The organism is Nostoc sp. 'Lobaria pulmonaria (5183) cyanobiont', assembly GCF_002949795.1.
In the GTDB taxonomy this organism is placed as follows: Bacteria; Cyanobacteriota; Cyanobacteriia; order Cyanobacteriales; family Nostocaceae; genus Nostoc.
In genome coordinates this window covers 6,067,320-6,092,641 of record NZ_CP026692.1, presented here as the reverse complement: position 1 = coordinate 6,092,641, position 25,322 = coordinate 6,067,320, and the positions used below count along the sequence as shown (strand labels likewise).

Genomic DNA, 25,322 nt, shown 5'->3' with positions numbered 1-25,322 from the left:
AAGTAAAGATGACCATTTCCCAGGCAGCTGGAAACGTCTGCACAGTTTCTGCTTTGAATACAAAGAAACAGCAAACAGCTAATTCAGTGGAGAACGAAGTAATTTACTTACCCAGTACTGATTGTGCGATCAAGTCCCAGGCTTCTTTGTCAGCGTTTACTTCCTATAGAGTTGGGGGAGCCGCTGATTTATACGTTGCCCCCCGAAACTTAGAAGCACTGCAAGCAAGTCTTAAATACGCAAAAGAACGTAATTTAAAGGTAACAACACTGGGAGCAGGTTCTAACTTGCTGGTAAGCGATGGTGGTATATCAGGCTTAGTCATTGCTACTCGTCATCTCCGCTTCAGCAACTTTCACCCCCAAACCGGTCAATTAACCGTTGCTGCTGGAGAATCAATTCCCAGCCTGGCATGGGCAGCAGCAGAATTAGGTTGGCAAGGATTGGAGTGGGCTGTTGGTATCCCTGGAACAGCAGGAGGTGCCGTGGTGATGAACGCAGGGGCACATAATAGCTGTATCGCAGATATGTTAGTTAGTGCCCAGGTACTTTCACCCGATGGTACACTGGAAACTCTTACCCCGGAACAGTTAGGTTATAGCTACCGGACTTCATTATTGCAAGGTGGCGATCGCATAGTCACCCAAGCCACCTTACAACTCGCGCCAGGTGCAGACCCCGCAAAAGTTGTGGCAATCACCAAAGAACACAAAAAGCATCGATTAAGCACCCAACCATACAACTTCCCCAGTTGTGGCAGTGTTTTCCGCAATCCCAAACCTTACAGTGCTGGCTGGTTAATTGAACAAACTGGTCTCAAAGGCTACCAAATTGGTGGCGCACAAGTAGCGCTACTCCATGCTAATTTTATCGTTAATCGTGGTGGAGCAAAAGCTAGTGACATCTTCTGTCTCATTCGCCACATCCAACATCAAGTACAAGAACGTTGGTCTATTAATTTAGAGCCAGAAGTTAAAATGCTCGGAGAGTTTCAAGGTGCTTGTTGAAACTTTTAATTCCGGGAATGGGCGAAGCAAAGGAGCAGAGGGGAAGTTGGAGTAAGTCTTTCCCCTTTGCACTTCTGCATCTTGTGACCCATAATCTATTCTAGGATGCATTAATTATTGGTAAAAAAAGAGGCAAATTACTTACCGCATCTATAATTGAATTTGATTTGTTATTCAACGCACACGCGTACAAATAATTATGACAGGAAAAGGACAGGGATTTGGCTTTGGCTTAGGAAAAATGAAGGAACTGGCCGAAGCTTTTAAGAAAGCACAGCAAGTTCAAGAAGGCGCAAAGCGACTCCAAGAAGAATTGGAGCAAATGGAGATTCAAGGAGAATCTGGCGGTGGCCTGGTGAAGGTGATTGTCAGTGGGAACCAAGAACCAAAACGAGTAGAAATTTCTCCAGATGCTTTAGCAGAAGGTGCAGAAGTACTTTCTGATCTTGTAACAGTGGCAATGAAAGAAGCCTACAACAAGTCCACAGCAACAATGCGGGAACGTATGGAAGAATTAACCAGTGGATTGGAGTTACCTGGATTTTAGTCATTGGTCATTAGTCATTGGTCATTAGTCATTGGTCATTAGTCACTGGATAAACAGAGAAGTCTGAGCGCCGAAAGTCGGCGCTCAGACTTCTGCTCAGGGAAACGCTGTGCGTAGCTTGCTTTTTTGAAGGGGTACGCAGATAAATGACTATTGACAAAGGACAAAGAAAATCTATGCCTTACAAGTTGCTGTTTGTCTGCTTAGGTAACATCTGCCGATCGCCATCGGCAGAAAATATCATGAATCATCTAATTGAGCAGGCTGGCTTGAGCGATGGCTCCGCCGACCCCAAAGGCATACGCATCCTCTGTGATTCTGCTGGCACATCTAGCTATCACGTTGGTAGCCCACCTGACAGACGCATGAGTGCTGCGGCTGCTACTAAGTTGGGAATTAAACTGCGTGGTCGAGCACGCCAGTTTCAAAAGTCAGACTTTCAAGACTTTGATTTGATTTTGGCTATGGATCGAGAAAATTATGATAACATCCTCAGTCTCGATCGAACTAAGCAATATCAGCATAAAGTGCGTTTGATATGCGAGTTTTGCTCTCGACACACTCTAAAGGAAGTTCCAGATCCCTATTACGGTGGTCAAGAGGGATTTAATCAGGTTATTGATTTACTGATCGATGCTTGTGAAGGCCTGCTCACAAAAGTTCAAAGTGAAGAGTTATGAGTTAGAAGTTTTAATTCCTCACTCCTCACTTTGAACTCCTAACTTTTATTCCACTAAACCATGCTTCATCGCAAAACGGACTAATTCCGCGCGGTTGCTGGTTGAGGTTTTTCTCAATAAACTGCTAACGTACTTTTCCACGGTTCGAGGACTCAGGTGTAGCTGATGACCCATTTCGGCATTAGAAAGACCATGAGTCAATAACTCTAAGACTTCCTGTTCTCTATGAGTTAGGGCTGAGTGCAGATGGGATTGCTGAATTTTAGTGGACAGAGAATTATGCGCATCCTCCGCTTTTGTCAAGCCGGAAATGCCCAAACTGTCTTTATGAGAAAAACGGTATTCTGATTGGATAATTTGCGATCGCTCTAAAAGATTGCGGATTGCTGCTGCTAACTCTTCCAGTTCAAAAGGCTTGGGTAAATATAAATCGCACCCTGACTGGTAGCCCAGAATTCTTTCTTGGGTTTTAATACGTGCCGTTAATAAAATTACAGGCAATAAACGAAACACTGGTTGTTGACGCACCCGGCGCACCAGTTCATAGCCATTCATTCGTGGCATAACAATATCCGTGACAATCAAATCAGGATGATACTCATCCACCATAAACAAAGCCTCTTGACCGTCATTAGCCGTGATCACTGAGTAGCCAGACAGTTCAAGATAGTCGCTAACAGACAGACGAGTGCCCAAATCATCATCCACTACAAGGATCGTCAAGGGCATGGATAATACACCCCTAGCATTTTTTTACTCAGAAATATTGCTTCTATGTACTCCGTTAGTGAACACAGACAATAATAGTGTTCTTATGTTTCATACTATGACAGGATTACTAGCTAATGACTGCTCTAAGGGTTTATTTATAAGGAAAATCTTAAATCATTAGGAAGGTTAACGAAGTGTAACCACCTTAGACTCCCTGTGCTTAGGAGGCACAGAGAGCTTTGTAATTTGTAACAACTCATCATCATTAGCGTCATACCAATTCTTTGTCAGGACTTATGCCAAAAGGGAGTAGAAAATCTTGATTTTCTGTAGGGGCAATTCATGTAAACGCAAAGAAGCAAGTTATGCAGAGTCTTTCCTAGAGAAGCGGCTTCCCACAGGGTATTGCCCCTACTTGATGTATAAGTCCTATTTGTGAAACTGCACAAAATCAGGCTTGGTCAGACAAGTTGCTCAAGCAACTTGTTCTATGAAACCTCAAAGGTAAGCGGTATCAGCTAACTTAAAGTTGCCAGAAAACCTTAATTTTGAACTTAAAAAAGCTAAATTAGTGATATACAGTTCACCATTTATAGCGGTTCTAAGATACACCCTATAATTTACAAGCCAATCAAAATAATTTTTTAGGTACATTTAAAGCACACAAAATTATCAATGAGCGACAAGAACGAAGGTTACAAAGTTATTTGCGACAACCGTCAAGCCCGTTATTTGTATGAAATTCTAGAAACTTACGAAGCTGGAATTGAGTTGACAGGAACAGAGGTGAAGTCGATTCGTGCGGGTAAAGTCAATCTCCAAGATGGCTATGCTTTGCTTCGCAATGGCGAAGCATGGTTGATTAATGTGCATATCTCACCTTACAACGCTAGTGGACAATATTTTAATCATGAACCACGGCGTACACGCAAGCTACTATTGCATCGCCAAGAACTCCGTAAGCTAATTGGCAAAGTCGAACAGCAGGGTTTAACTTTAATCCCTTTGAAAATGTATCTTAAACGAGGCTGGCTAAAAGTGAGTATAGCCCTTGGAAAAGGTAAAAAGCTCCACGATAAACGAGAAGACCTGAAACGACGCCAAGACCAGCGTGACATTCAACGGGCTATGAAAAGCTATTGAGGATCGGTTTGCTAAACTACCACAGTAAGAGTGAGAAACTGATTGCTGTGAAAATTATCTTGTATGTCTACAGCGTGAGTTCTGAAAATGCCTAGTTTATAGCCGCAGATTGATTTTGTTACGGTTGAGACTCGATACAGTGGTGAGTAACTTCGGATGGCATCAGGAATTTTCAGATTTATGAAAAGTAATTTCATTACATTTGTTGGGGCTGGCGTTCTCAGCTTGAGTATGGGAATTTTACCCTTAACTCTATCTGCACAAGCTCAGACAACTAATGACTCCGGGGCCACTACTGCTCCAACAACGACCACTAATGAGCGCAACGATTTTAATTGGGGTTGGCTAGGATTGATTGGTTTATTCGGTCTAGCTGGGTTGGCTGGCAAAAAGCGCGATCCTCAACCGACTGCTTATCGCGACCCTAATGCCCCAAGTGGCACTACTTACAGAGATTAGACAATTCAAAATTTAAAAGTTGTCAGTTGTTCAGTAAGACAACAACTGACAACTTATTGATGTTAGTTTATTGCTGCTTCTGAGTTAGTTGAACTTGTCTGATTTCGAGCTAAAGGTGTCCAATAGCTGGCAATTAAGGCAACGATCAGCCACCAGAGGGTATTAACTTCAGGACGATACCAAACAGTATCTACGGTGCCGTGAGCTAGCATACCCAACAAAATAGCGATCGCTCCAATTAACCAAAATCCCTCTACACTCCTGATTTTTCGCAATCGTCGCACTTGCAAAAGTGCCGTATTAAATGTGACAATTATTAGCCAGAGAAAACAGGCTAAACCAACAAAGCCAGTTTCTACAGTCACTTCAAACAATATCGAATAAGCGCTCAAAGCAGTGTAACGAGGGCGTTGGTACAGGGGATAAACTTTATTAAAAGAGTTGTGACCAGGCCCAATGCCGAAAATCGGGCGATCGCGAATCATCTCAAAAACAGCATCCCATACATTTCGGCGAAAATTATTGCTGCTATCTTTACGGTCGGCAAAAATACTAAAGACTCGCAGTCGCACTGGCTCTACAAATATCACTGCTAGCACCAATACGCCGATCAAACCTCCCAAGACAATCGGTAGTGACCAAGTACGCCAAAAACGAGGCATTTCCACGCTTTTCCAATAAACTAGTAATGCCATCACAGCTAAAACTGCCACCACTAGTCCAATCCAACCACCACGACTAAAAGTCAGAATCAGGCAAGAACTATTGACAATTAGCATCGTTAATGCAAGGGCTTTCTTAGGCCAGCTTTGCCATGCAAAAATTGCCACTAAGCTAAAAATTACTGCTGGTAAGAGGTATCCAGCCAATAAGTTGGGATTGCCTAAATAACTGTAGACTCTTGTAGTCTTTGACATAGGAGATTCTGGATCGACCCAAGTTGCCAGTGCTGTGGCTCCAAAAAACCATTGCCGCAACCCGTATACACTAACAATTAACGATACGTGCAGATAAAGGATGATAATCCAAGAACGGAGACGAGGCGACCTTAATACCCTGGCACAAAGGGTAAATAGTAGCAAATACAAGGTCAACGTTCCCAAGTCGTTAAGTGCCGCCTTTTTCACTGGTGATAATGCTGTTGCAACTGCGGCAACCCCCCAGTAGAGCAATACTAGCAGGTGAATCGGAGTGACTGACGAGACATTTGCTGGTGTTACTTGATCGGATAAAGTCAACAACAGCCAAAATCCGACACAAGCCACCAGCAAAAAACCCACCAACGTACTCGAAGCAAAAGGTGCTAGAGCATATATTAAGCTGAGTAAAGCCGCTGCGATCGCATCTCCCCACTGGAGTAAGACGCTAGTTTGCCGCCAAGAACTTAGTAGTCCCACCAGAGAGCGGTGTACATAACTGGTAGCAAGATATTCTTTGAGCGGTAAAGTTGATAGAGTAAATCGTTGCCAGACTAAATTCATAAAAAACATTGCGATCGATTAGCCTGCCGACGCAGAACTTGGAATTGATCATAATGCCTATAGCTATAAAAAGGTAATAACAGAGATTGCAGATCGCTTGATGGCGCTCTTATTCTTAGCCATCAGCCAACACGAAGTTAAGATAGTTCTTCATATACTTAGTACAGCTTTACGTAAAATGGTGGCGAATTGAGGGTTGAAATTTAAAGGCATAGGTAAGCGCAGAAGCACACAGATAATTCGCTACGAATTAATGAAATATAGATAGAAAATACGTCTTTCCCAATCTCCAATCCCCAATCCCCAATCCCCAATCCCCACGATCAGACATCGCTAATTGCTGGTGAGGAAGTCGCCAGTTGCAGCGGCAAAGAAAGCACATAACGATATCCTGACTCTGGTGAACCTTGAATCAAAATATGTCCGCCATGCAATTCTGCCAGTTGACAACTTAGTAATAAACCCAAGCTTTCACGAGAAAGATTTCCATGCGATTTAGCTAAATTTATACCTGAACTAGTAGCAAAGAAATTTGAGTGGGAATCACTCAGATTCTTGGAATTCTCCACTGCTACTGATGAAGTATCTAGTTGCTCGTGTCTGTCTGTATAAGTATTGTAAGTTGCTACCTCACCTGTAAGCTCCAGCAACGACAAAGAATTGAGACGGAAGTAAGGATCAACCTCAGTTATGCCGTCCCCTAACCAGGGATGGGAAACCCAAATGGTAATGTTGAGCGTATCTTCTTTGTAAGAAACATGAATGCGAACAATGCTACCTGTAGCCGAAAGTTGAATCACACTGAAAACCAGGTGATAGAGGATTTGCCGCACCTTGTCTTTATCTAAAGGGCAAATGCGACTGCGTCCCGGTTCTATAGACAGGCGAATATCTTGCTCGCGGCGATTAGCTATTTCTTCGAGGGTATTGATAGCTTGTTGGCATAGCATTTCAATATCCACGGGAGCTAGATTTAGCACAGTTGAATTTTCATCCATAGCTCCTAGTTCGGTAATTTCGTTTACTAGGGAAAGTAAGTACCGACCACTGTGTTGGATAATTTCCAAATATTCTCTCTGCTTAGTCGTCAAAGGCCCATAAATCTCACGTCCTAAAACACTAGCCATACCGAGTACAGATGTTAAGGGCGTGCGTAACTCCTGAGTTAGCTGACTCAAAAGTTCTAGCTTCAGTTGCTTAGTAGAAACAGAGTCGCTATCTTGAGTGGATGCAGTGATTTTAATCTCAGTGTTACGTTCCTCATTGAGTGAAAATATCGGAACGTTCTTGGGAGCGCTTGATTCGAGTTTCGCTTGCAGGAGTCGGTTACGTTCAAATTCACTCATGCTCCAACGAGCGATGATTTGTAAAAACTCAATGTCTTGGGGTGTAAAATTGCGTGGCACTAAATCCATCACCGCCAATGCACCCAAACAATGTCCCTCAGCATCAATCAATGGCGCTCCTAAGTAAGCACGAATACCATAATCTTGCACTAACTTGCTGCTAGCAAGTACTGGATCTGTAAGTTTATGCGTATCATTAATTACAACTACTTGAAAGCTATCTACTACCTGAGTACAAAAGGACTCCCGGCGTAGTAGTTGGCGGCTTTGTGCCAAATGATTCATTAATCCCAGCCTAGATAAGCCCACCGCCGACTTGAACCAGTGGCGTTCTTGATCTACAAATCCCAATATGGAAATTGGTGCTTCCAAAAAGCGGGCGGCAGTCTGTGTGGCTTCTTCAAAAACCGGAATTGTTTCTGGTTGCCGCAAACCTAAATCCGACAAAGCTTTGAGGCGTTGCTGTTCTCTTGATTCATGAGAATCCCAACCATCCTTTAGGGCAAATAATTTGTTTTCAGGCTCTATCATTGCCACTGCTACCTTAATAATTTCTCGATTATGTAATTGATCTAAGTCCTATTTCTAGGTTATCAATTGCTATTTTTAAGCATTCCCTAATTTTGCCTCTGACAAACAAATTTAAGGCAAAAATTTTTTCTCCCTTCCATTAAGCCAAGATGTGGTGTCTGCTAGTTACTAGTTACTGGTGCTGAATTTTGTTTATTTAGCACTGGTGTAGTCTTTATTGCTTGAGATTTTGCAATCAGACTACGTTAGATTTAGATTCAGCCAGGGTAAGCTAATGCTAAGGATACAATACAAAGGGGCTGTCATTTTTTATGTATATAAGGGAAAATTTGTACTGGAACATTCAAAGTAAATTTACTTAAAAATTTATATGTTGGCGGAATAAAATATAGCTATTTTACTGATAACAGCTAGCACTTAGAGATGATAATGCTAGTGCAGGATGACGTAAATAATCCAAACATATCGCTACGGGTTAGCAAGCTACCAAATTAGTGAAAAGCTCAGTTTGTAAGCTTTTTAAATTTTGATAGAAGTTGGAGTGGTGGCTTTAGAGAAGTCTGATGGCAACTTCGGGCGCTCAAATTAAAAGGGCATGATTTTGAATTACCCATAACCGACTAAATAGTCGATCTAAGCCTTTATCCAATAGATTAAATTTATTACAATTTTACGCCGAAAATTGTACAAAACTTTCTATTTTTTCCATGCAAGGAAACATTTTTTGAGGACGACTGGTAATGAATAAAATGACTATTAGAGTTCCTTTTGTAGACCTAAAGTTACAACATCAACCAATTCAAACGCAATTGCAAGATGCAATCCAATCTGTATTGGAACGGGGAGATTTTATTTTAGGGCAAGCACTTTCAGATTTTGAAGCAGAATTTGCGGCAGTATCTGGTACAGCTTATGGAGTTGGTGTGGCATCAGGAACAGATGCGATCGCTCTGGGATTACAAGCGTGTAATATTGGTGCTGGCGATGAAGTGATTTTACCTGCAAATACTTTTATCGCCACCTTAATTGGAGTGCTACGTGCTGGCGCCAAGCCAATTTTAGTAGATTGCGATCGCCAAACTGCTTTAATTGACTTAAGAGAAGCAGCAAAGGCAATTACGCCTCATACCAAAGCAATTATCCCTGTGCATCTCTATGGTCAGATGGTATCACCACGCGATTTAGTGAACTTTGCCGATACCTACAAACTACTAATTTTTGAAGATGCCGCCCAAGCACATCTCGCCCAAAGAGACGGATATTACGCTGGTTCAGTAGGAATAGCAGCAGCTTTTAGTTTCTATCCCAGCAAAAATTTGGGAGCATTTGGGGATGGGGGAATGCTGCTGACACGAGATTCAGATGTAGCCCAGAAGATGGTGCGCTTGCGAAATTATGGGGCATCGCAAAAGTATTTTCATACTGAACCAGGTACGAATAGCCGCTTGGATACTTTGCAAGCAGCAATTTTGCACAAAAAACTCCCATATTTGCCCCAGTGGAACCGCGATCGCCTGACTATTGCCCAGCAGTATGATCGTGAACTAGCATCCTTGGCAACTGCTGGGATTATCCCTATAGAAAACCAAAGTGATACAGGACACGTTTATCATCTTTATGTGATTAAAGTAGATGATTCTTGCCCAATAGAACGCCAGCAACTCCAGGAAAAACTCACAGCAGCGGGGATTCAAACTGGCATTCACTATCCAATTCCTTGTCATCTCCAGCCAGCATTCACTAACTTAGGCTATCAACCGGGAGATTTTCCCCAAGCAGAGAAGTTGTCAAAGCAAATATTATCATTACCGATGTATCCTGGTTTGAGTAGTAGCCAAGTTAAAGAAGTTGTAGCAGCGATCGCCAATGCAGTCTCAACAAATTATCAGGCAGATAATCTATCTCCTGCTGACCTTGGCAGTGTGGTAGCCTAAAGTTAATTCATACTTAATGTGCATCTAAAAATTAGACATTTGTCATTTGTGCTTTATCAAAAACTAATCACCAATGACCAATGACCGATGACTAATAACTAATAACCAAAGTTTTTGAATTACTTAAAATCATGGCACTCCGGCAACAGGTAAAAAACATAAACGCATCAGGCTTGTTAAATCTAGCTATTTTAGGCGTTTTGCTGCTGCTTTATGCTCCGATATTGCTACACTGGTTGGATGGTTGGCTGCACAAAAATATCAGTACAGAACACGAATATTTCAGCCACGGGATAATTGGTTTACCATTTGCGGCTTATCTGGGCTGGATGAACCGGAAAAAGTGGAGACGTTTGCCAGATACCATCAATCCTTTGGGCGCTGTTTTATTGTTATTAGGGGCAGTTTTTTATCTTAGCGGTGTTACAGAGTGGGTTAACCTTTCCTTGCCCGTGATATTAGTCGGATTATGCTTGTGGTTTAAGGGAATAGCAGGTTTGCGATTACAAGGATTCCCCCTACTACTAGTATTTTTAGCCACCCCAACAGCATTACCTTATCTCATTGCTCCCTATACCATGCCTCTGCAAAGCTTCATCGCTGGTACAGCAGGCTTCATACTGAATCAATTTGGTATGGAAGTAACCGTAGATGAGATCAATCTTTACGTGGGAGGACGGATTGTAGAAGTTGCTCCCTATTGTGCAGGGCTGAAAATGTTGTTTACGACTTTCTACGTGGGCTTGATGCTGCTTTATTGGACAGATGCTTTGTCTTCACGGCGGACAACTATATCGTTTTTATCTCTTGCTGCGATCGTTAGTATTAGTGCCAATATCATTCGTAATACTTTACTGACTTTCTTCCACGGCACGGGTCAAGAAGCGGCTTTTAAATGGCTGCATGAGGGTTGGGGTGGCGATCTCTACTCTGCTTGTATGCTGGTGTCACTAGTGCCCTTACTGAATTGGATTAATAACTATTTTTCAGCATCTCTAGAAACTGAGCAAGAAGCAGAAAGTTAGAACCATTGGGCATTGGGCACAAGAGGCAGAGGGGAAAAACTTACTGCAACTTTTCCCCTGTTCTCCATTCTCCCCTCCCAACTCCCTTAATCTTTCATCACTTATACGTAAGTCCTAAATATTACTGAACTCACAATGTGATTTTATAAAGTAAAATTTTGCCTAAGTATTGCAAATTTTACTGATGATTTCCTTCTCTAAATTTTTCAAGGAAAACCAATTGACTCAGGTAGCAGCACTTTTGTTATTGCTACTGCTGCTAGCAATGGCAGGGGTTCCCGGATATCTGACAGGACACTGGCAATGGAAACAGCCGCCCGCTGTTCCTACCCTCCATGAATTAAAACAGATCCGCAAGACTGGGTTAACCCTTTCTGGTTGGCAAACCATTGAACAAGCTGAACAGCAAATTGGCGAACATAATTGGTCTTTGCAGGTAATCAAAAAAGAAGGTTCCGAATCTCAAGCAATCCTGCTTTTGTTACCGCAAAATGGGCCTATGGATCAACCAGAGGTAGAGTGGACAGACGTTAACGGTTGGGGAAGGTCACGCTGGGGAAAGTGGGATATAGCTCAATCTCGTTCTGCAGAATTTACTGTGAAACCATCTGCAAAGTTGGCTTCTAATGTCGAAACTAAAGTAGAAGCTAGGTTCTTTCGCGCCTCCACACCACAGCAAACCTTCGCTGTTTTGCAATGGTATGCGATGCCAGACGGCGGAAATCCATCACCTTTTCACTGGTTCTTGGCGGATCAACTGGCACAGTGGCGCAAGCAACGTATTCCTTGGGTTGGTGTGAGCATTCTGATTCCAATGGAACCTTTGGGGCAGGTAGAAACATCTTGGTCTTTAGCTCAGTCTATTGGGGAAACAGTACAAGCTGCATTAATGGCAGGCCCTTTGTAGAGCTTGTTATAGATGCCCTTGTGCAGAGATTTATCAAGAGTATCTCTATAAATTGTGTCAGGCTGAAACTCACTTAAAATGATGTTAACAATATGAAGTTAGAAATTAAATTTAGCAAAATTATTCTCTTTCTCTTGGTAAATACTTGTAGATATAAAAAGACATATAAGGCATTTTTAGAGTAAAATAACCACTCGGCGCTACTAATTTCTATATCAATATTTTCTGCTCCGATGTTCATAGATGCCAGTTATTATATGCGTGGATTCAGCGCCTTGTGTTTTGTCAGTCTTCAAGTAGGAGTTTTCTTAACAACACCTATCCAACTTGTTGTTGCCCAGCCTTTTCCATCTCAAGGACAATCACCAGGGCTATTCCCTTCACCTGTGCCAGGTACTGAAGTTGTACCTCCAGGTACGAATGAAGAAATTTCTCCGCAACTCAGTCGCTACCTCTTGGGGCCAGGAGATGCAATTGATGTTGTGCTTCAGCGTCCTCCCGGCCCATACCGCTTAGGCATCGGAGATGGAATTAGCGTTTCGGTTCAGCGCTTTCCAGATTTGAGCTTTCAAGCTTCAATCAACCCAGAAGGTAATATTGCGGTGCCGTTATTGGGAACAGTTTCTTTACAAGGTTTAACTTTGCAAGAAGCTCAAGAAAAAATTCGCTTGGGTTTAAATCGTTATGTAGTCGATCCAATAATAGTTTTAGCATTAGCAGCGCAGCGTCCAGACCTCAGTTTTCAAGCTGTAATTAGTCCAGAAGGCAACATCATCGTGCCACAAGTGGGAACGGTGTCATTAAAAGGTTTAACTTTGGAAGAAGCTCAAGAAAAAATTCGCTTGGGCTTGAGTCGCTTTTTCCCAGATCCAATCGTGGTAGTATCCTTAGCAGGAACGCGACCAGTTCAAGTTACCATTAGCGGGGAAATATTTCGACCAGGAATTTATCCAATTAATTCACCAACACCCCGCGTTGCTGATGCTTTGCTAATATCTGGTGGTTCAACGTTGAATGCAGACCTGCGACAGGTGCAAGTACGCCGGAAGTTAATCGATGGTTCTGTAATTTCACAAACTATTGACTTATATGCAGCACTGCAAAATGGTGGTTCAATCCCGAATTTACGCTTACAAGATGGAGATGCGATACTCGTGCCCCGTCGTGAAGTCGGTAATGAGGACGGTTATGACCGCAATTTAGTAGCACGTTCATCCTTGGCTACACCACAGATTAGAGTGCGAGTTTTAAACTATGCTGCGGGTGGTCTTTCCATTCAAGCACTGCCTAACGGCAGTACATTTGTAGATGCTTTGGGAGGAGTAAATCTAGACACTGCTAATTTAAGAGATATCGCTCTGGTTCGCTTTGATTCGGAACGAGGCAAAGCTGTTACCCAAAAACTTGATGCTAAAAAAGCTTTAGGCGGTGATGCATCTCAAAATGTGGCACTTCAAGATAATGATGTTATTGTTGTTGGTCGGAATCTCATTGGGAAAATTACTAATTTCCTGACCACCATTACCCAACCTTTTTTCAATGTTCAATCTTTTCTCCGGTTTTTTGACAACGTTGGTGGTGGACGAAATTATTAATATTAAAAAAAAGGATGCAAGCTGAAAATAGTTTGGAGCTTAGGAAGCCACATCTCCAAACAATCTTTGAATTTATTAATGGAAAAATTTTAAAGATATCAACCGATATATACATTAGGAAGTTGATAGCGCCCTTGTATCAAAGCCACTATCTTTGTTTGGTGCTTCCTAAATTTTTAATTTTGTATTTTAAATTTTGAATTGGAGCGAAGCGACCATGACCCCACCAATTGTTAAGCGCTATCTGATTGCTTTTGATAAATATAAGTGGATTGGATTAGCTAGTTTTGCTTTAGTTATTGCAGGGTCAACTGTAGTAGCTATGCAACCAGAGCCACCTACTAGCTATATAGCATCTGGTGCACTTAGTTATAGTGGCCCGCCAGTTTCTTTCTCTACAACTGGTAATGAAATCCAACAGCAAGGAAAGGAACTGAATGAGGATGTTTTACTATCAAACCAGATAATTGCAGGCGTCGCAGAGAAAGCCGGTGTCAAACCGAAACAACTCGGTGCAAGTCTTGCCCTTTCTCTACCTAAAAAAAACGTAAAGAGTGGAGAATTAGAATCTCCTTTCTTTGAACTGAAATATGTAGATACTGACGCCAAACGATCTATACAGGTCTTGACGGAATTGATGCAAGCAATGATCAAGGTGAGTAGTGACATCAATACTGGGCGATTACAAGCAATTATTCAAAAGATTAACGATCGCACACCACAAACTAAACGGGAATTGCAAATTGCTGAAAAGAAGCTGGAACAGTACGATCGCATAGAGCGAACCGCAATATTAGCAGCAGAGAATGGCAGCTTGTTAAGTGGCATTACTTCTAGCCAAAATCTACAACGGCAAATTCAATTAACTATTTCTGGGGTTGATGCTCAAGTTCGCAGTTTACAAAATAAGTTAGGCTTAACAGTCGGACAGGCTTATGTTTCTTCTGCTTTGAGTGCCGATCCAATTATTGGTAACTTACGAGCGCAAATTTATCAAAGTGAATCGCAAATCGCTGTACTCAGAAAAGATTTGCGGCCGGAACATCCAACGATGGTGCAGTTAATGCGTCAAAAACAAGCTGCTGAGGAATTACTACAACAACGTGCTGCTGAGGTGTTAGGTGGTGATGGGTCGGCAGCTCCGCTTCAGGGTAGCGTTGCAGGTATTCGCACTCAAAGCAGCTTAGATCCAACACGCCAGCAATTGGCAAACCAAATGGTGGCTTTACAAACCCAACGGGAGACACTGCAACAACAACTAGCTCAAGAAATCCAACAAGAAGCGCGACTACGGCGAGAGTATTCTCTGATACCCAATAAGCAGTTAGAGCGATCGCGTTTAGAACAGGAGGTTGGACTCAAAAAAGCCATTTATGACCAAATGCAGGCGAAGCTAACCGATGCAAAAACCGCAGAGGCAGAAACTACTAGCAGCCTCAGCATTGCCAGACGCCCCGCAGTCACTATCGATCCCAAACCTCCGAAGAGTGTGCCTATTACCCTTGCTGTGGGCGGTTTCTTAGGTGTGTTGGTTGGTGGCGGGGTGATATTTTTGTTGGGAGCGCTGGAAGGGACTTTCAAAACCAGGGAGGATATCCGCGAGAGCCTCAAGCAACGAGAAGTGGCACTGTTGGGAGAATTGCCTTTAATGCCAGTTGATGATTTGGAGCCAGATGCTGTGCCGGTGGTATTCTCCCAAGATTCTCCTTATTTAGAATTTTATGAGAAGTTCCGTAGTAATATGCGCCGGATTGGTGGTAAAAACTTAAAGGTAGTATTGATTACTAGCACCGGTAGCCTAGAGGGTAAAACGGCAAGTGCTTATAATTTGGGTATCGCTTCCGCCCGTGCTGGTAAAAGAACTTTAATTATCGAAACAGATTTGCGATCGCCTTCCCGTTGTACATCCTTGAAAGTAATTCCTGACCCTGAAGCCACTATTGAACCCCTGCGTTATTACGCTAATTTGAGTGAATGTATTCGTTTAGTTCCTGATGTTGCAAATTTATACATTCTTCCCAGTCCAGGTCCAGTGCGGCAATCCGCTGCTATTCTTGAATCTAGCGAAATGCGGCGGCTGATCGAAGATGTCCGCGAACGGTTTGATTTAGTTATTTTAGACACTAGTCCTCTCAGTATATCAAATGACCCTTTATTAATTCAACCCTACAGCGATGGGATCATACTAGTGGCGCGACCAAACTATACGCAAGAGAATATGCTAGCTGAAGCTATCGATCAATTGGTTGAATCTGAACTAGGGTTATTGGGAGCAATTATTAATGGTGCTGATATCATCGTTTCTGTACCTGAAGAAATTGCAAAATCATCAACATTTTCATCTGAAGAAGTTTCAGCGAGTGCTAACAAAAACTAATAGTTTTCAAATGTGGAAATTTTAATCCAGAGTCTCGCAGTGAATACGCAGAGCATTGAGAGGTAGCAGTTTTTTCGCTACAAGTTTCAGGAAATGCTGTATTTAGTCGCGCCGAAACAAGCCAAATAGGGGAGCGAGAATCACGCCAAAAACAAAACCACCGATGTGCGCCCAGTAGGCAACTCCACCAGTTTGCACGGTCATATTAGCAGCTGTTTGTAGGGTCGCAAGACCGGATATTACATTTTGCACAATGAAAAGTCCAATTATTACTAGTGCTGGAACTCTGATTGTGGTGATGAAAATCCCCAAAAATATTAAAGTCATGACTTGAGCGTGGGGAAAGCGGATAATGTACGCACCCAAAACTCCAGAAATTGCACCACTTGCCCCCAAGGAAGGAATCTCAGAATTCATCCCAATAAACCATTGGCACAAGGCAGCTAAAGCACCACACGCCAAATAAAAAATCAGATATTTAGCATGACCCAATCGGTCTTCAATATTGTTGCCAAAAACCCAGAGAAACACCATATTCGAGATTAAGTGCCACCAACCGCCATGTAAGAATTGTGACGTAAATAACGTTATCCACTCTGCGCTCAAATCGGTGGTTAACTGTTGAGGCACTACCGCATACTCACCTAAAAACTGACTCAATTGTGCATGTGACAGGCTCACCTCGTGAATAAAAACTAAAATATTCATGCCAATTAACCCGTAGGTGAAATACGGAGTGATTCGCGTCGGATTTTCATCGTAGAGGGGAAACACAGGTGTTTTTCCTAAATTATTGACTAACTGCAATATAGCTTGTAAGGCTAGCAGTTGCGAAGGTTAAGCAATTTAACCTATTAAATCAATCAATTGAGGGTAACAACGATATTATGAAAAATTACTTGTACCAAGATTCTTCTTGGGATTTATCGCTAAATAAACCCAACAGTGGGCCAAGAATTGCCCCAAAGATAAACCCGCCTGCATGGGCCCAGTAGGCAATACCGCCACTTTCCATACCGATGTTGGTACGTGCTTCGAGTCCAGCAAGCCCGTAGAAAGCTTGTTCGAGAAACCAGAATCCTAAAAAGAAATATGCTGGGACACGGAAAGTTGGGAAGAAAAATCCTAGAGGCACTACGCCAAGAACTTCGGCGTTGGGAAAGCGGAGAATGTATGCACCCATGACACCTGCGATCGCACCACTCGCACCCAAAGAAGGAATGCTAGAATCTTGAGCGAAGAACCATTGGGTCAAGGATGCCAAAACACCGCAAGATAAATAAAACAGCAAATATTTGGCATGACCTAACTTATCTTCAACGTTGTTCCCAAAAATCCAGAGAAACAGCATATTGCCAGCTAAGTGCAAGAAACCGCCGTGCAAAAATTGTGAGGTAATCAAAGTTGCCCACTCTGGTACTAGTTGATGTAGAGAAGTACCACCAAAACTTAGGGTGAGTTCTCGGGGAACTACAGCCGCAAGGTGCAAAAACCCATTTAATGCTTGTGGAGGAAGACTTGCTTCATAAAGAAAAGCGAGGACGTTGACAGCAATCAGTCCATAAGTCACATAAGGGGTAATTTTTGTCGGATTATTATCTCTAATGGGAACCACAAGCGTTTTTTCCTGATTTTAAGACACAAACTCTAGAATACTGAATTCTGTAAGTAGTTTCTTCTACCTCGTGGATGGATCTCACTTTCATTAAGTAAATAATTAGTATTTATATGTATGAGCCAGTGATCATGTAATAAACGTACACTTAGAGTAAACTGCTGCTTGACCGCACAATTTATTCTGCTCATCTAAGAGATTCCAGAGGATGCCATCTTGAATCTCAAAGCGTTTACCAGTACTGGTGATCCGCACACTAGAAAAATAGCTAAACCCTTGAGTTGCTGCTTCTGATAATAGGCGATCGCGTTCTTCCTGCACTACTTCTTCAGCTGATTTCCGGGAAGGCATTCTGGTAAATTCTTCCCAAGAAAGCTCCCATAATTCCAACGCTTTGCGATTACCATAGTTAAAAATTGGGTCTGACTCAGTGCCGTGAGAAACTAAGACAAAAGGTGCTTCAAATAATGCCTGTGCTATTTCCTGGGGTACACCATTTACATCCAACAAAGAATTTCCTATCCAATGCTGAAAACTGTTTACTAGGCGTTGACTGTGGCGAATAATTGCCTCTTGCTGCCAAGGAAATTCGATAATGCTGGTCATGAGATAATGAATACATAGCACTAAAATTTAGTATGACATGAAACAGTTTTTTCTTAACACTTTAGGAAATCAGTGACGCCTAATATATGGAAGATTTGAAAAAGGATTGACATACTCTTCCCAAAGCTGAAAATATTCTAGTTAATCTATCTATATAGGCTTGGCAACTCATGTTTTTTTCAAATTCTCTGGAAAATCAACTCCAGCGCTGGAACGAAACCATTCACAATCAGCCGAAAAATCCTAATGCTTACATTCGTCGAGGTATGGTTAACTTTCAACTAGCCAAAATTGATGAATCTATTCAAGATTTTGACATGGCAGAGCAAGTGGATACCCGTATTAAACCCTACCTCTGGCAACGTGGATTATCGTACTATTATGCAGAAAGATTTGCTGAGGGCGCTCAACAATTTGAAATTGATTTGACTGTGAATGCTCAAGATGTAGAGGAAACAGTATGGCGATATCTCTGCATAGCTCGTTCGTTAGGTGTTGAAGAGGCACGTAATTGTTTACTAACTGTAAAAAATGACCCTCGACGTGTTATGCAACAGGTATATGATTTGTATGCGGGAAATTGTACACCAGATGATGTTTTAACTGTTGGTCAATCAGAAGGGATAAAGGGAAATTTTTACAGTCATCTTTACTTGGGATTATATTACGAAGTTGAGAATAATGTTAATTTGGCTCAGGAATATATAGTGAAAGCTGCTGATAATTACAAAATTGATGATTATATGTGGTACCTAGCGCAAGTACATAAAAAATTACGAAGGTGGATATAGTCAGAATTTTAACCATTGTATGCTACTCCTGAAGGGGAGATTGCTAAGATTCTTATAACCTATATATGGAATCCTATTATGAACAACATCGCTGAACAGATTTACGCACTAGTTAAATCTCTTCCCCAAGAGCAAGCTAGGGAGGTCTTAAGTTTTGCTGAATTTATTCGTAATAAGAACCTAAATGATAACCAACCCATCGACACAGCAGACTCAGTTTCTTGGGCAGAACTTGTTTATTCCCTTGCTGGAACTTGGAAAGAAGACTTTTTGAGCCTGGAAGACATTCGGGCTGAAATGGGACAAGACATCCTACGGGAAAGTCTCTAGATGTACGTTTTAGATACCAACACCCTGATTTACTACTTTAAGGGTCAAGGACAAGTTGCTCATAATCTTGCCACTATCCCTGCTGAGGAAATTAGTATTCCGACAATCGTTGTTTTTGAGTTACAAGTCGGTATTGAAAAATCCACTTCCCCAGCAAAACGCACTCAGCAACTTCAGCAACTTTTAAGCCGAGTAAACCTAGTTCCATTCGATTATGATGCTGCTCTTGCTGCTGCTACAATTCGCACCCAGTTAGACAAGCAAGGAACTCCAATTGGCCCGATGGATATTTTGATTGCAGGAATAGCGATCGCACTTAAAGCAACTCTTGTGACTCACAATGTCAACGAATTTTCTAGAGTTGTGGGACTTGCGATCGCTGACTGGTATTGACTATCTATAATGTCAATTTTCGGTGGCTTCGTTTTCAAACTGCACTTGTCTGTACAAATCAGCGTAGGCGTAGCCCGTCGTAGACATCGCTATTTCTACATCCACCGAATTGCTACTCTGACCAAACACTAACACTCTAGCATTTTATCTTGCAAATGCTTTCTGGCATCGCTTCTTAGATTTTTCGCAATAATTCCCGAATAGCGATCGCACAATCACCAAAAGCTAAAGGTGAAATTGTCACATCCTCTGCAAGTATGCTCTCACTGTGATATCCGTCTGGACTTGGGAGACGATACATATACAACTTGCGTCCATTCACATCTAAAATCCAGTACTCAATAATACCTGACTTAGCATAAGCGTTCGCCCTTGGCGTTGGCAAAGCCATCGCTTTTACTTCTCGATCGTATTTGAGACTGGAATCAGCTATTTCAATCAGTAAAAACACTTCGGAAGCATTGGGATGGTGATCCTCATAATCTAATGGATTCAGCTTCACCACTGAAATATCTGGCTCTGGTTCCGAGTAATCATCAAGTTGCACTGGTGACTGGATTCTTAATAAAACTTTGTCACCCAAACGTTGACGCAATAACCTTTCTGTGCGGGTAATTGCTGATTCGTGAGCAGTTGCTTTTGCTGACATTCTGATGATTTGTCCCGCGATTAATTCTAAGCGTTCTTCAGGATGAAAAATCCCCGTTTCCGCCATTTGGTGATATTCTTGAACACTAATTAGGCGAATATTGGTCAGCATAAGATTCACGTTAACGTCCTAGCATTTTATCCCGCAGGTGTTTAATGCGATCGCGCAATTTTGCCGCCTCTTCAAATTCCAGTTTCTTTGCCGCCTCTTTCATCTGCGCTTCTAACAGAGTAATCAACCCTGGAATCTGTTCTAATGGCAGTTCATCTATATGTTCATCTACAACTTTTAAGTCAGTTGCATTTAACCGCCGAGATACATCTAAAAAAGCCAAAATCGCATTACTTGATTTTTTAACAATTGGTTGTGGTGTAATCCCATGCAGTTGATTGTGTGCTGTCTGAATACCACGCCGTCTATCTGTTTCATCAATAGCTTTAATCATGCTACCTGTCATATTATCGGCATACAAAATCGCTTGTCCCTGGACGTGACGCGCGGCTCTACCAATAGTTTGAATTAAGGAACGCTCGGTTCGTAAGAAACCTTCTTTATCTGCATCCATAATTGCTACTAATGAAACTTCGGGTAAATCCAAACCTTCCCGCAGCAAGTTTACACCAACTAATACATCAAATTTCCCCTCGCGCAAGTTCTGCAAAATTTCAATGCGCTCAATAGAAGTAATCTCAGAATGTAAATACCGTACCCTTATACTGCGGTCTTGCAAATATTCGGTTAAATCTTCCGCCATCCGCTTGGTTAATGTGGTAATTAACACTCGTTCATGGCGATCGGCTCTATCTTTAATTTCTCCCAACAAATCATCAATTTGTCCTTCTGTGGGACGCACAGAAATTTCTGGATCAACCACCCCAGTTGGTCTAATTACTTGCTCAACTACATGATCTTCAGAAATTTCTAATTCCCAATTTCCGGGAGTTGCGGAAACAAAAATACACTGATTTACCTTTTGCCAGAATTCTTCTGCTTTCAAAGGACGGTTATCAGCAGCGCTAGGAAGCCGAAATCCATGTTCAATTAAAACTTTTTTTCTAGCTTGATCACCGTTATACATACCGCGAATTTGTGGCACGGTAACGTGAGATTCATCAATAACTAGTAGCCAATCTTTGGGAAAATAATCAATTAAACATTCTGGCGATTCTCCAGCTTGTCTTCCTGCTAAGTGACGGGAATAATTCTCAACGCCGTTGCAGTAACCTACCTCGCGCAGCATTTCTAGGTCATAGCGTGTACGTTGATCTATGCGTTGCGCTTCTAATAGTTTTCCTGCTTGTTCTAAGTCTAGTTTTTGCTGTTTTAACTCGGCTGCAATGTCATTACAAGCTACTTCTAATCGTTCTTCTGGGGTGACAAAGTGACGTGCAGGGTAAACATTCACCGCTTCCAAACTCTTGATAATTTCACCTGTCACCGGGTCAATGTAGCGAATTGCATCAATTTCATCACCAAAGAATTCGACGCGAATAATTCGGTCTTCATAAGCTGGACCAATTTCTAAGACATCACCACGGACGCGAAACTTTCCTCGCCCCATTTCTATGTCGTTGCGGCTATATTGAACATTTGCCAAATCGCGTAAAATTTGGCGTTGATTTACTTCCATACCTATCTGAAGGGGGATGGCAGCTTTCAGATATTCTGATGGCATTCCTAAACCGTAGATGCAGCTGATGGAAGCAACGACAATGACATCACGGCGTTCAAAAAGCGATCGCGTCGCTGAATGCCGCAACATATCTATTTCATCATTAATCGCTGCCGTTTTTTCAATATAAGTATCGGTAACGGGAATATACGCTTCTGGCTGATAATAATCGTAGTAGCTGACGAAATATTCAACTGCGTTGTTGGGAAAGAAATCTCGCAACTCGTTACAAAGCTGTGCAGCCAGGGTTTTATTATGCGCCAGAACTAAAGTAGGCTTGCCAATTTTCTCAATCACTGCTGCTACCGAAAATGTCTTACCAGTTCCAGTGGCACCTAATAAAGTTTGGTAACGATTACCAGCTTGGATACTAGTAGTAAGTTGTGCGATCGCTTGTGGTTGATCGCCTGTAGGACTAAAGGGAGCTTGAAGACAAAATTCTGTCATACAGTTTTGCTGTAAATACCCTATCTCATGGTGACGATTCCGCCCTGTATCTATTGTAGCTGGCTTATTAGATCAAATAAATAGTAATAATTATTTACAAAAATTATTCTTTTTAATTTACTTATGTATTAGTTTTAAAGATTCTTATATCTATATGAGGTTTTTTAAGGTTAAACTCTAAGGTATATGGGAAAAAATTTCATCTTTCCTTAATTATTGTAAAATTCAGTTAACAAACTAGAGGTTTTCGTTTATGACTATTAGCAACGCTGGCAAAGCAACCAGTTCTCGGCAAAAGTATGCCAAGTCTCAAGGGGAAGCTAAAGAGGAAGTTGAAAATCAACAAGACCAGAGCTTGAATGCAGATAAAGTCGAGGAAGTTAATGAACTGCCAGTAGGAGCTTCTGGAACACTCGCCATTTCTGGAATTCGTCCCATAGGCGCTAGCGACTTAGAAGTTGCTGAACACCTCTCAATTGCTGGGGTGCGTCCCGTTAGCACCAGTAGCTTGGAAGTAGTTGAAACCTATAACTCAATGGGTATTCGTCCAATTGGCGCTAATACATTCCAAGTTGTTGAAAGTATGAATCTGTCTGGGATTCGTCCAATTGGCTCAAGTTTATTGGTAATTGATGAAAGCTATTCAACATTTGGGAACCGTCCGATAGCATCAAATGAGGTTGACAATTCTGAAAGCCTAATGGGTTTTCTAGATTAAACATAAAACACCCCCATAACTTTATTAACCCAGTTTTATATGAAACTGGGTTTTTTATTTAAAAAGTAAAAATTACCATCTGTAACATTTGTTCTATGTCTTTTAGCATAGGTAACTAAACTATTCTCACTTTATTTTATATTCAACCAACAGCCAGAACGCTTACTACAACTAACTTTCTTAATTACGAATTACCAATTCCGAATTCCGAATTATTGAATCTGCCTTGTGGTGGAAGGCTCTAGCAAAAATTTTAAGTTACTATGTAAAGGTAATAACAAAGAGTTTCAAAGTTAGTTTATAGCTTTGAAATTAATTTTTAATTGAATAAGGAGTATCAAAATGAGCATAGAAGATCGCGCAAAGGCTGCTGCTAAAAATGTTGAAGGTAAAGCCCAAGAAGCATTAGGAAATGTCACTGGAGATCCAGAAGATAAAGCCGAAGGTAAAGCAAAGCAAGCCGAAAGCGAAGTACGTCACGGCATTGAAGATGTAAAAGATAATGTCAAGAAGAACATTGACTAGGAATTCATAGTTTTTTTGCAGAAACTTTAGGGATATAAATGGGGTGGATTCCATTTTTGCAATAAAAAATTATGAAGCGTTAAATATTCAATGCTATGTACCTTTATTTTTTTCTTAGCAAGCTTTAAAAGTAAAGGACTGGCTTGATTGACAGAAATTTTATAGAGACGTAATTAATTACGTCTCTATGTTTGTTTATGCTTAATTTATTCTTAATTTATTTTTATAATTATTATAACTATAAAGCAATAGAGTTCAGAATGAGCAACAAAAACCTGATGTAGAGACGCGGTTTATCGCTTCTTGAAAGACCAATCACTTTTAACTAAACCGGATCATATTCTAAAGTTAAAACTTACACACTCAGATACCCCAACCTCCTTTAAAGTAATTTTCCGTTGCAAATCTGTCTATGATGAGCGTAGCCATGATAATTTTACTCAATCTGAAAATCTATTTCAAATATCAAAAATTGTAGTAATATACCACAGGCATTAACTATCTTCAGCTACATCTGATTGTTAGCGCTCTTAAATTCACAATCGATGAGAACGTACCGTGAACCTAACTCTTTATTTCCTCCGTCACGGACAGACAGAATGCAGCCGCAATAATTCCTTTTGCGGTTCTATAAACTCAGAACTCACTCCAGAAGGCTTGGAGATGGCAAAGGCTTTTGCAGACACATATAGTTCTATGGATTGGACAGCAATATTTTGTAGTCCAATGCGGCGAACTGTATTGACAGCAAAACCCTTATGTGGAGCAATAGGGATGGAACCACAACTCAGGGATGGTTTGAAGGAAATTAACTATGGCTTGTGGGAAGGAAAAACGCCTGAAATAATTAGCCGTGAATATCACGATGATTATATTCGCTGGTCAGCAGATCCGGCTTGGAATGCGCCAAATGGTGGAGAAATGGCGGTTACAATTGCTTCTCGTGCCTTGCAGGTAATTGAAGAAATTAAACAAAATTATAGTAGTGGCAATGTTTTAGTTGTTTCCCACAAGGCAACTATCAGAATTATGCTGTGTAGTTTACTAGGGATTGATGTGGGACGCTTCCGTTTTCGTTTGGGATGTCCTGTTGCTTCGGTCAGTATTGTAGAATTTACCTCACATGGCCCGTTGTTAAAGGTTTTGGCAGAGCGTAGTCATTTGGATGAGCGGTTGCAAAATTTACCGGGGACATGAGGGAGTTAGCCCCTTCTCTGCGAGACGCTACGCGAACGGGGAAGTCAAAAGTCAAAAGTCAAAAGTCAAAAGTCAAAAGTCAAAAGTCAAAAGTCAAAAGTCAAAAGTCAAAAGTCAAAAGTCAAAAGTCAAAAGTTAGGAGTTAGGAGTTATTATTTTTCCCTTGCTTTCCTTCACTCTCTGGCTCAGTATATTTGCATAAAACATTTATTCCAATTTTAAAAATATATAACACGACAATTGTTGCGATGTCTACGACGGGCTACGCCTACGCACCATCAATCGGTATTCCATGCACTGCTGCAACGGCAACCAGGGAGCCAATGATGCTGTTGAACAAAGAAGCACTACCAGGGTTATTAGTGTATTCTTTTATTTTGCCCCGTAAACCATCATCACCACAGATTTCCGCGCGGATTTCGTCGAGAGTCAGCTGCAAAAGAGATTTTTTGCCCTTACTATAATCTGTTTTGCCAACTTTCTCTTGCCAGAGTGCATCAAAACTAGCTTCTAGATTGCCGTTGTGGTGCTGTAGGGTAGTAAGCGCTTGTTGCGCTGGGGTATCGTTTTGGAGAAGTTGCTGAAGTTTTTGGATTTCGATAGAGGTTAATTGGGGATTCATATATATTTGACTTA

At 41.5% G+C, this 25,322-nt stretch carries 26 protein-coding genes; 16 read left to right on the top strand and 10 right to left on the bottom strand.

From position 1 onward, the window contains the following. Positions 1-8: 8 nt before the first annotated feature. From murB to NLP_RS26970, 3 genes are all read left to right on the top strand, one after another. Positions 9-1,007: a UDP-N-acetylmuramate dehydrogenase gene (gene murB, locus NLP_RS26980; RefSeq protein WP_104909008.1), complete on the top strand. Its 999-nt coding sequence runs from the start codon at positions 9-11 to the stop codon at positions 1,005-1,007. A gap of 199 nt (positions 1,008-1,206) precedes the next feature. Beyond that, on the top strand, positions 1,207-1,554 hold the full coding sequence (locus tag NLP_RS26975; RefSeq protein WP_099100025.1) for a YbaB/EbfC family nucleoid-associated protein: 348 nt from the start codon (positions 1,207-1,209) through the stop codon (positions 1,552-1,554). Between the two features lie 176 nt (positions 1,555-1,730). Beyond that, positions 1,731-2,234 carry a low molecular weight protein-tyrosine-phosphatase gene (locus tag NLP_RS26970; protein WP_104910056.1) on the top strand — a complete coding sequence of 168 codons (504 nt, stop codon included), beginning with the start codon at positions 1,731-1,733 and terminating at the stop codon, positions 2,232-2,234. A gap of 45 nt (positions 2,235-2,279) precedes the next feature. Here NLP_RS26970 and NLP_RS26965 read toward each other — a convergent pair whose 3' ends face one another. Continuing rightward, positions 2,280-2,963, bottom strand: coding sequence for a response regulator transcription factor (locus NLP_RS26965; RefSeq protein ID WP_104909007.1), 684 nt, complete (start codon positions 2,961-2,963; stop codon positions 2,280-2,282). A 657-nt stretch (positions 2,964-3,620) separates the two neighbouring features. Here NLP_RS26965 and smpB point away from each other — a divergent pair. Beyond that, the gene (smpB, locus tag NLP_RS26960; protein WP_094349892.1) at positions 3,621-4,088 is read left to right on the top strand and encodes an SsrA-binding protein SmpB; all 468 of its coding nucleotides are present in this window, start codon (positions 3,621-3,623) and stop codon (positions 4,086-4,088) included. A gap of 180 nt (positions 4,089-4,268) precedes the next feature. Then, positions 4,269-4,547, top strand: coding sequence for a WGxxGxxG family protein (locus NLP_RS26955; RefSeq protein ID WP_104910055.1), 279 nt, complete (start codon positions 4,269-4,271; stop codon positions 4,545-4,547). 62 nt (positions 4,548-4,609) lie between these two features. On the opposite strand, the gene NLP_RS26950 is transcribed toward NLP_RS26955, so the two are convergent. Both NLP_RS26950 and NLP_RS26945 read right to left on the bottom strand, forming a co-directional pair. Beyond that, positions 4,610-6,028, bottom strand: a complete 1,419-nt coding sequence (locus tag NLP_RS26950) for an IctB family putative bicarbonate transporter (RefSeq protein WP_104909006.1) — start codon at positions 6,026-6,028, stop codon at positions 4,610-4,612. Between the two features lie 323 nt (positions 6,029-6,351). Next, positions 6,352-7,905, bottom strand: a complete 1,554-nt coding sequence (locus NLP_RS26945; RefSeq protein ID WP_104909005.1) for a GAF domain-containing sensor histidine kinase — start codon at positions 7,903-7,905, stop codon at positions 6,352-6,354. A 740-nt stretch (positions 7,906-8,645) separates the two neighbouring features. On the opposite strand from NLP_RS26945, the gene NLP_RS26940 reads away from it, so the two are divergent. From NLP_RS26940 to NLP_RS26920, 5 genes are all read left to right on the top strand, one after another. Continuing rightward, entirely contained in the window at positions 8,646-9,839 is a 1,194-nt protein-coding gene (locus NLP_RS26940) for a DegT/DnrJ/EryC1/StrS family aminotransferase (protein ID WP_199784704.1), read from the top strand. A 131-nt stretch (positions 9,840-9,970) separates the two neighbouring features. After that, on the top strand, positions 9,971-10,864 hold the full coding sequence (gene crtB, locus NLP_RS26935) for a cyanoexosortase B (RefSeq protein ID WP_104909004.1): 894 nt from the start codon (positions 9,971-9,973) through the stop codon (positions 10,862-10,864). Between the two features lie 184 nt (positions 10,865-11,048). Next, the gene (locus NLP_RS26930) at positions 11,049-11,771 is read left to right on the top strand and encodes a cyanoexosortase B system-associated protein (protein WP_104909003.1); all 723 of its coding nucleotides are present in this window, start codon (positions 11,049-11,051) and stop codon (positions 11,769-11,771) included. Positions 11,772-12,004: 233 nt separating this feature from the next. Continuing rightward, positions 12,005-13,366 carry a polysaccharide biosynthesis/export family protein gene (locus tag NLP_RS26925; RefSeq protein WP_104909002.1) on the top strand — a complete coding sequence of 454 codons (1,362 nt, stop codon included), beginning with the start codon at positions 12,005-12,007 and terminating at the stop codon, positions 13,364-13,366. A gap of 217 nt (positions 13,367-13,583) precedes the next feature. After that, the gene (locus NLP_RS26920) at positions 13,584-15,743 is read left to right on the top strand and encodes a GumC family protein (RefSeq protein ID WP_104909001.1); all 2,160 of its coding nucleotides are present in this window, start codon (positions 13,584-13,586) and stop codon (positions 15,741-15,743) included. 102 nt (positions 15,744-15,845) lie between these two features. On the opposite strand, the gene NLP_RS26915 is transcribed toward NLP_RS26920, so the two are convergent. The 3 genes from NLP_RS26915 to NLP_RS26905 form a co-directional block, all read right to left on the bottom strand. Further along, positions 15,846-16,517 carry a rhomboid family intramembrane serine protease gene (locus tag NLP_RS26915; protein WP_104909000.1) on the bottom strand — a complete coding sequence of 224 codons (672 nt, stop codon included), beginning with the start codon at positions 16,515-16,517 and terminating at the stop codon, positions 15,846-15,848. 121 nt (positions 16,518-16,638) lie between these two features. Then, positions 16,639-17,358 (bottom strand): rhomboid family intramembrane serine protease, encoded by a 720-nt coding sequence (locus tag NLP_RS26910; RefSeq protein ID WP_104908999.1) that lies wholly within the window; start codon positions 17,356-17,358, stop codon positions 16,639-16,641. Positions 17,359-17,487: 129 nt separating this feature from the next. After that, positions 17,488-17,964 (bottom strand): MEKHLA domain-containing protein, encoded by a 477-nt coding sequence (locus tag NLP_RS26905; RefSeq protein WP_104908998.1) that lies wholly within the window; start codon positions 17,962-17,964, stop codon positions 17,488-17,490. A 170-nt stretch (positions 17,965-18,134) separates the two neighbouring features. On the opposite strand from NLP_RS26905, the gene NLP_RS26900 reads away from it, so the two are divergent. The 3 genes from NLP_RS26900 (at position 18,135) to NLP_RS26890 (ending at position 19,478) form a co-directional block, all read left to right on the top strand. After that, positions 18,135-18,755 carry a tetratricopeptide repeat protein gene (locus NLP_RS26900; protein ID WP_104908997.1) on the top strand — a complete coding sequence of 207 codons (621 nt, stop codon included), beginning with the start codon at positions 18,135-18,137 and terminating at the stop codon, positions 18,753-18,755. Positions 18,756-18,833: 78 nt separating this feature from the next. Then, the gene (locus tag NLP_RS26895) at positions 18,834-19,085 is read left to right on the top strand and encodes a DUF2281 domain-containing protein (RefSeq protein WP_104910053.1); all 252 of its coding nucleotides are present in this window, start codon (positions 18,834-18,836) and stop codon (positions 19,083-19,085) included. Next, on the top strand, positions 19,086-19,478 hold the full coding sequence (locus NLP_RS26890) for a type II toxin-antitoxin system VapC family toxin (RefSeq protein WP_104908996.1): 393 nt from the start codon (positions 19,086-19,088) through the stop codon (positions 19,476-19,478). A 12-nt stretch (positions 19,479-19,490) separates the two neighbouring features. Here the strand turns inward: NLP_RS26890 and NLP_RS35665 are convergent, their stop codons facing one another. From NLP_RS35665 to uvrB, 3 genes are read right to left on the bottom strand one after another with little or no spacing between them, the layout of a single operon-like run. After that, a complete protein-coding gene (locus tag NLP_RS35665) occupies positions 19,491-19,613 on the bottom strand; it encodes a hypothetical protein (RefSeq protein ID WP_267894891.1) in 123 nt (40 codons plus the stop codon). A 40-nt stretch (positions 19,614-19,653) separates the two neighbouring features. Continuing rightward, complete coding sequence (locus NLP_RS26885; protein WP_104908995.1) at positions 19,654-20,238, bottom strand: Uma2 family endonuclease; 585 nt, start codon at positions 20,236-20,238, stop codon at positions 19,654-19,656. Positions 20,239-20,248: 10 nt separating this feature from the next. Beyond that, positions 20,249-22,246 (bottom strand): excinuclease ABC subunit UvrB, encoded by a 1,998-nt coding sequence (gene uvrB, locus NLP_RS26880; RefSeq protein ID WP_104908994.1) that lies wholly within the window; start codon positions 22,244-22,246, stop codon positions 20,249-20,251. A 253-nt stretch (positions 22,247-22,499) separates the two neighbouring features. Here uvrB and NLP_RS26875 point away from each other — a divergent pair, with 253 nt between their 5' ends. The 3 genes from NLP_RS26875 (at position 22,500) to NLP_RS26865 (ending at position 24,686) form a co-directional block, all read left to right on the top strand. Further along, positions 22,500-22,964, top strand: coding sequence for a hypothetical protein (locus NLP_RS26875; protein WP_104908993.1), 465 nt, complete (start codon positions 22,500-22,502; stop codon positions 22,962-22,964). Between the two features lie 342 nt (positions 22,965-23,306). Beyond that, positions 23,307-23,489: a CsbD family protein gene (locus NLP_RS26870; RefSeq protein WP_100900626.1), complete on the top strand. Its 183-nt coding sequence runs from the start codon at positions 23,307-23,309 to the stop codon at positions 23,487-23,489. 558 nt (positions 23,490-24,047) lie between these two features. Beyond that, positions 24,048-24,686 (top strand): histidine phosphatase family protein, encoded by a 639-nt coding sequence (locus NLP_RS26865; RefSeq protein WP_104908992.1) that lies wholly within the window; start codon positions 24,048-24,050, stop codon positions 24,684-24,686. Between the two features lie 268 nt (positions 24,687-24,954). On the opposite strand, the gene NLP_RS26860 is transcribed toward NLP_RS26865, so the two are convergent. Continuing rightward, positions 24,955-25,308, bottom strand: a complete 354-nt coding sequence (locus tag NLP_RS26860) for a hypothetical protein (protein ID WP_325034698.1) — start codon at positions 25,306-25,308, stop codon at positions 24,955-24,957. Positions 25,309-25,322: the final 14 nt, after the last annotated feature.

Excerpts from the sequence above, each read along its gene's own strand:
- NLP_RS26860 (WP_325034698.1), bottom strand. The coding sequence starts at position 25,308 with ATGAATCCCCAATTAACCTCTATCGAAATCCAAAAACTTCAGCAACTT.
- NLP_RS26890 (WP_104908996.1), top strand. The coding sequence starts at position 19,086 with ATGTACGTTTTAGATACCAACACCCTGATTTACTACTTTAAGGGTCAA.
- NLP_RS26905 (WP_104908998.1), bottom strand. The coding sequence starts at position 17,964 with ATGACCAGCATTATCGAATTTCCTTGGCAGCAAGAGGCAATTATTCGC.
- NLP_RS26930 (WP_104909003.1), top strand. The coding sequence starts at position 11,049 with ATGATTTCCTTCTCTAAATTTTTCAAGGAAAACCAATTGACTCAGGTA.
- murB (WP_104909008.1), top strand. The coding sequence starts at position 9 with ATGACCATTTCCCAGGCAGCTGGAAACGTCTGCACAGTTTCTGCTTTG.
- crtB (WP_104909004.1), top strand. The coding sequence starts at position 9,971 with ATGGCACTCCGGCAACAGGTAAAAAACATAAACGCATCAGGCTTGTTA.
- smpB (WP_094349892.1), top strand. The coding sequence starts at position 3,621 with ATGAGCGACAAGAACGAAGGTTACAAAGTTATTTGCGACAACCGTCAA.
- NLP_RS26950 (WP_104909006.1), bottom strand. The coding sequence starts at position 6,028 with ATGAATTTAGTCTGGCAACGATTTACTCTATCAACTTTACCGCTCAAA.
- NLP_RS26875 (WP_104908993.1), top strand. The coding sequence starts at position 22,500 with ATGACTATTAGCAACGCTGGCAAAGCAACCAGTTCTCGGCAAAAGTAT.
- uvrB (WP_104908994.1), bottom strand. The coding sequence starts at position 22,246 with ATGACAGAATTTTGTCTTCAAGCTCCCTTTAGTCCTACAGGCGATCAA.
- NLP_RS26870 (WP_100900626.1), top strand. The coding sequence starts at position 23,307 with ATGAGCATAGAAGATCGCGCAAAGGCTGCTGCTAAAAATGTTGAAGGT.
- NLP_RS26885 (WP_104908995.1), bottom strand. The coding sequence starts at position 20,238 with ATGCTGACCAATATTCGCCTAATTAGTGTTCAAGAATATCACCAAATG.
- NLP_RS26955 (WP_104910055.1), top strand. The coding sequence starts at position 4,269 with ATGAAAAGTAATTTCATTACATTTGTTGGGGCTGGCGTTCTCAGCTTG.
- NLP_RS26940 (WP_199784704.1), top strand. The coding sequence starts at position 8,646 with ATGAATAAAATGACTATTAGAGTTCCTTTTGTAGACCTAAAGTTACAA.
- NLP_RS26975 (WP_099100025.1), top strand. The coding sequence starts at position 1,207 with ATGACAGGAAAAGGACAGGGATTTGGCTTTGGCTTAGGAAAAATGAAG.
- NLP_RS26925 (WP_104909002.1), top strand. The coding sequence starts at position 12,005 with ATGTTCATAGATGCCAGTTATTATATGCGTGGATTCAGCGCCTTGTGT.
- NLP_RS26970 (WP_104910056.1), top strand. The coding sequence starts at position 1,731 with ATGCCTTACAAGTTGCTGTTTGTCTGCTTAGGTAACATCTGCCGATCG.
- NLP_RS26900 (WP_104908997.1), top strand. The coding sequence starts at position 18,135 with ATGTTTTTTTCAAATTCTCTGGAAAATCAACTCCAGCGCTGGAACGAA.
- NLP_RS26895 (WP_104910053.1), top strand. The coding sequence starts at position 18,834 with ATGAACAACATCGCTGAACAGATTTACGCACTAGTTAAATCTCTTCCC.
- NLP_RS26920 (WP_104909001.1), top strand. The coding sequence starts at position 13,584 with ATGACCCCACCAATTGTTAAGCGCTATCTGATTGCTTTTGATAAATAT.
- NLP_RS26965 (WP_104909007.1), bottom strand. The coding sequence starts at position 2,963 with ATGCCCTTGACGATCCTTGTAGTGGATGATGATTTGGGCACTCGTCTG.
- NLP_RS26945 (WP_104909005.1), bottom strand. The coding sequence starts at position 7,905 with ATGATAGAGCCTGAAAACAAATTATTTGCCCTAAAGGATGGTTGGGAT.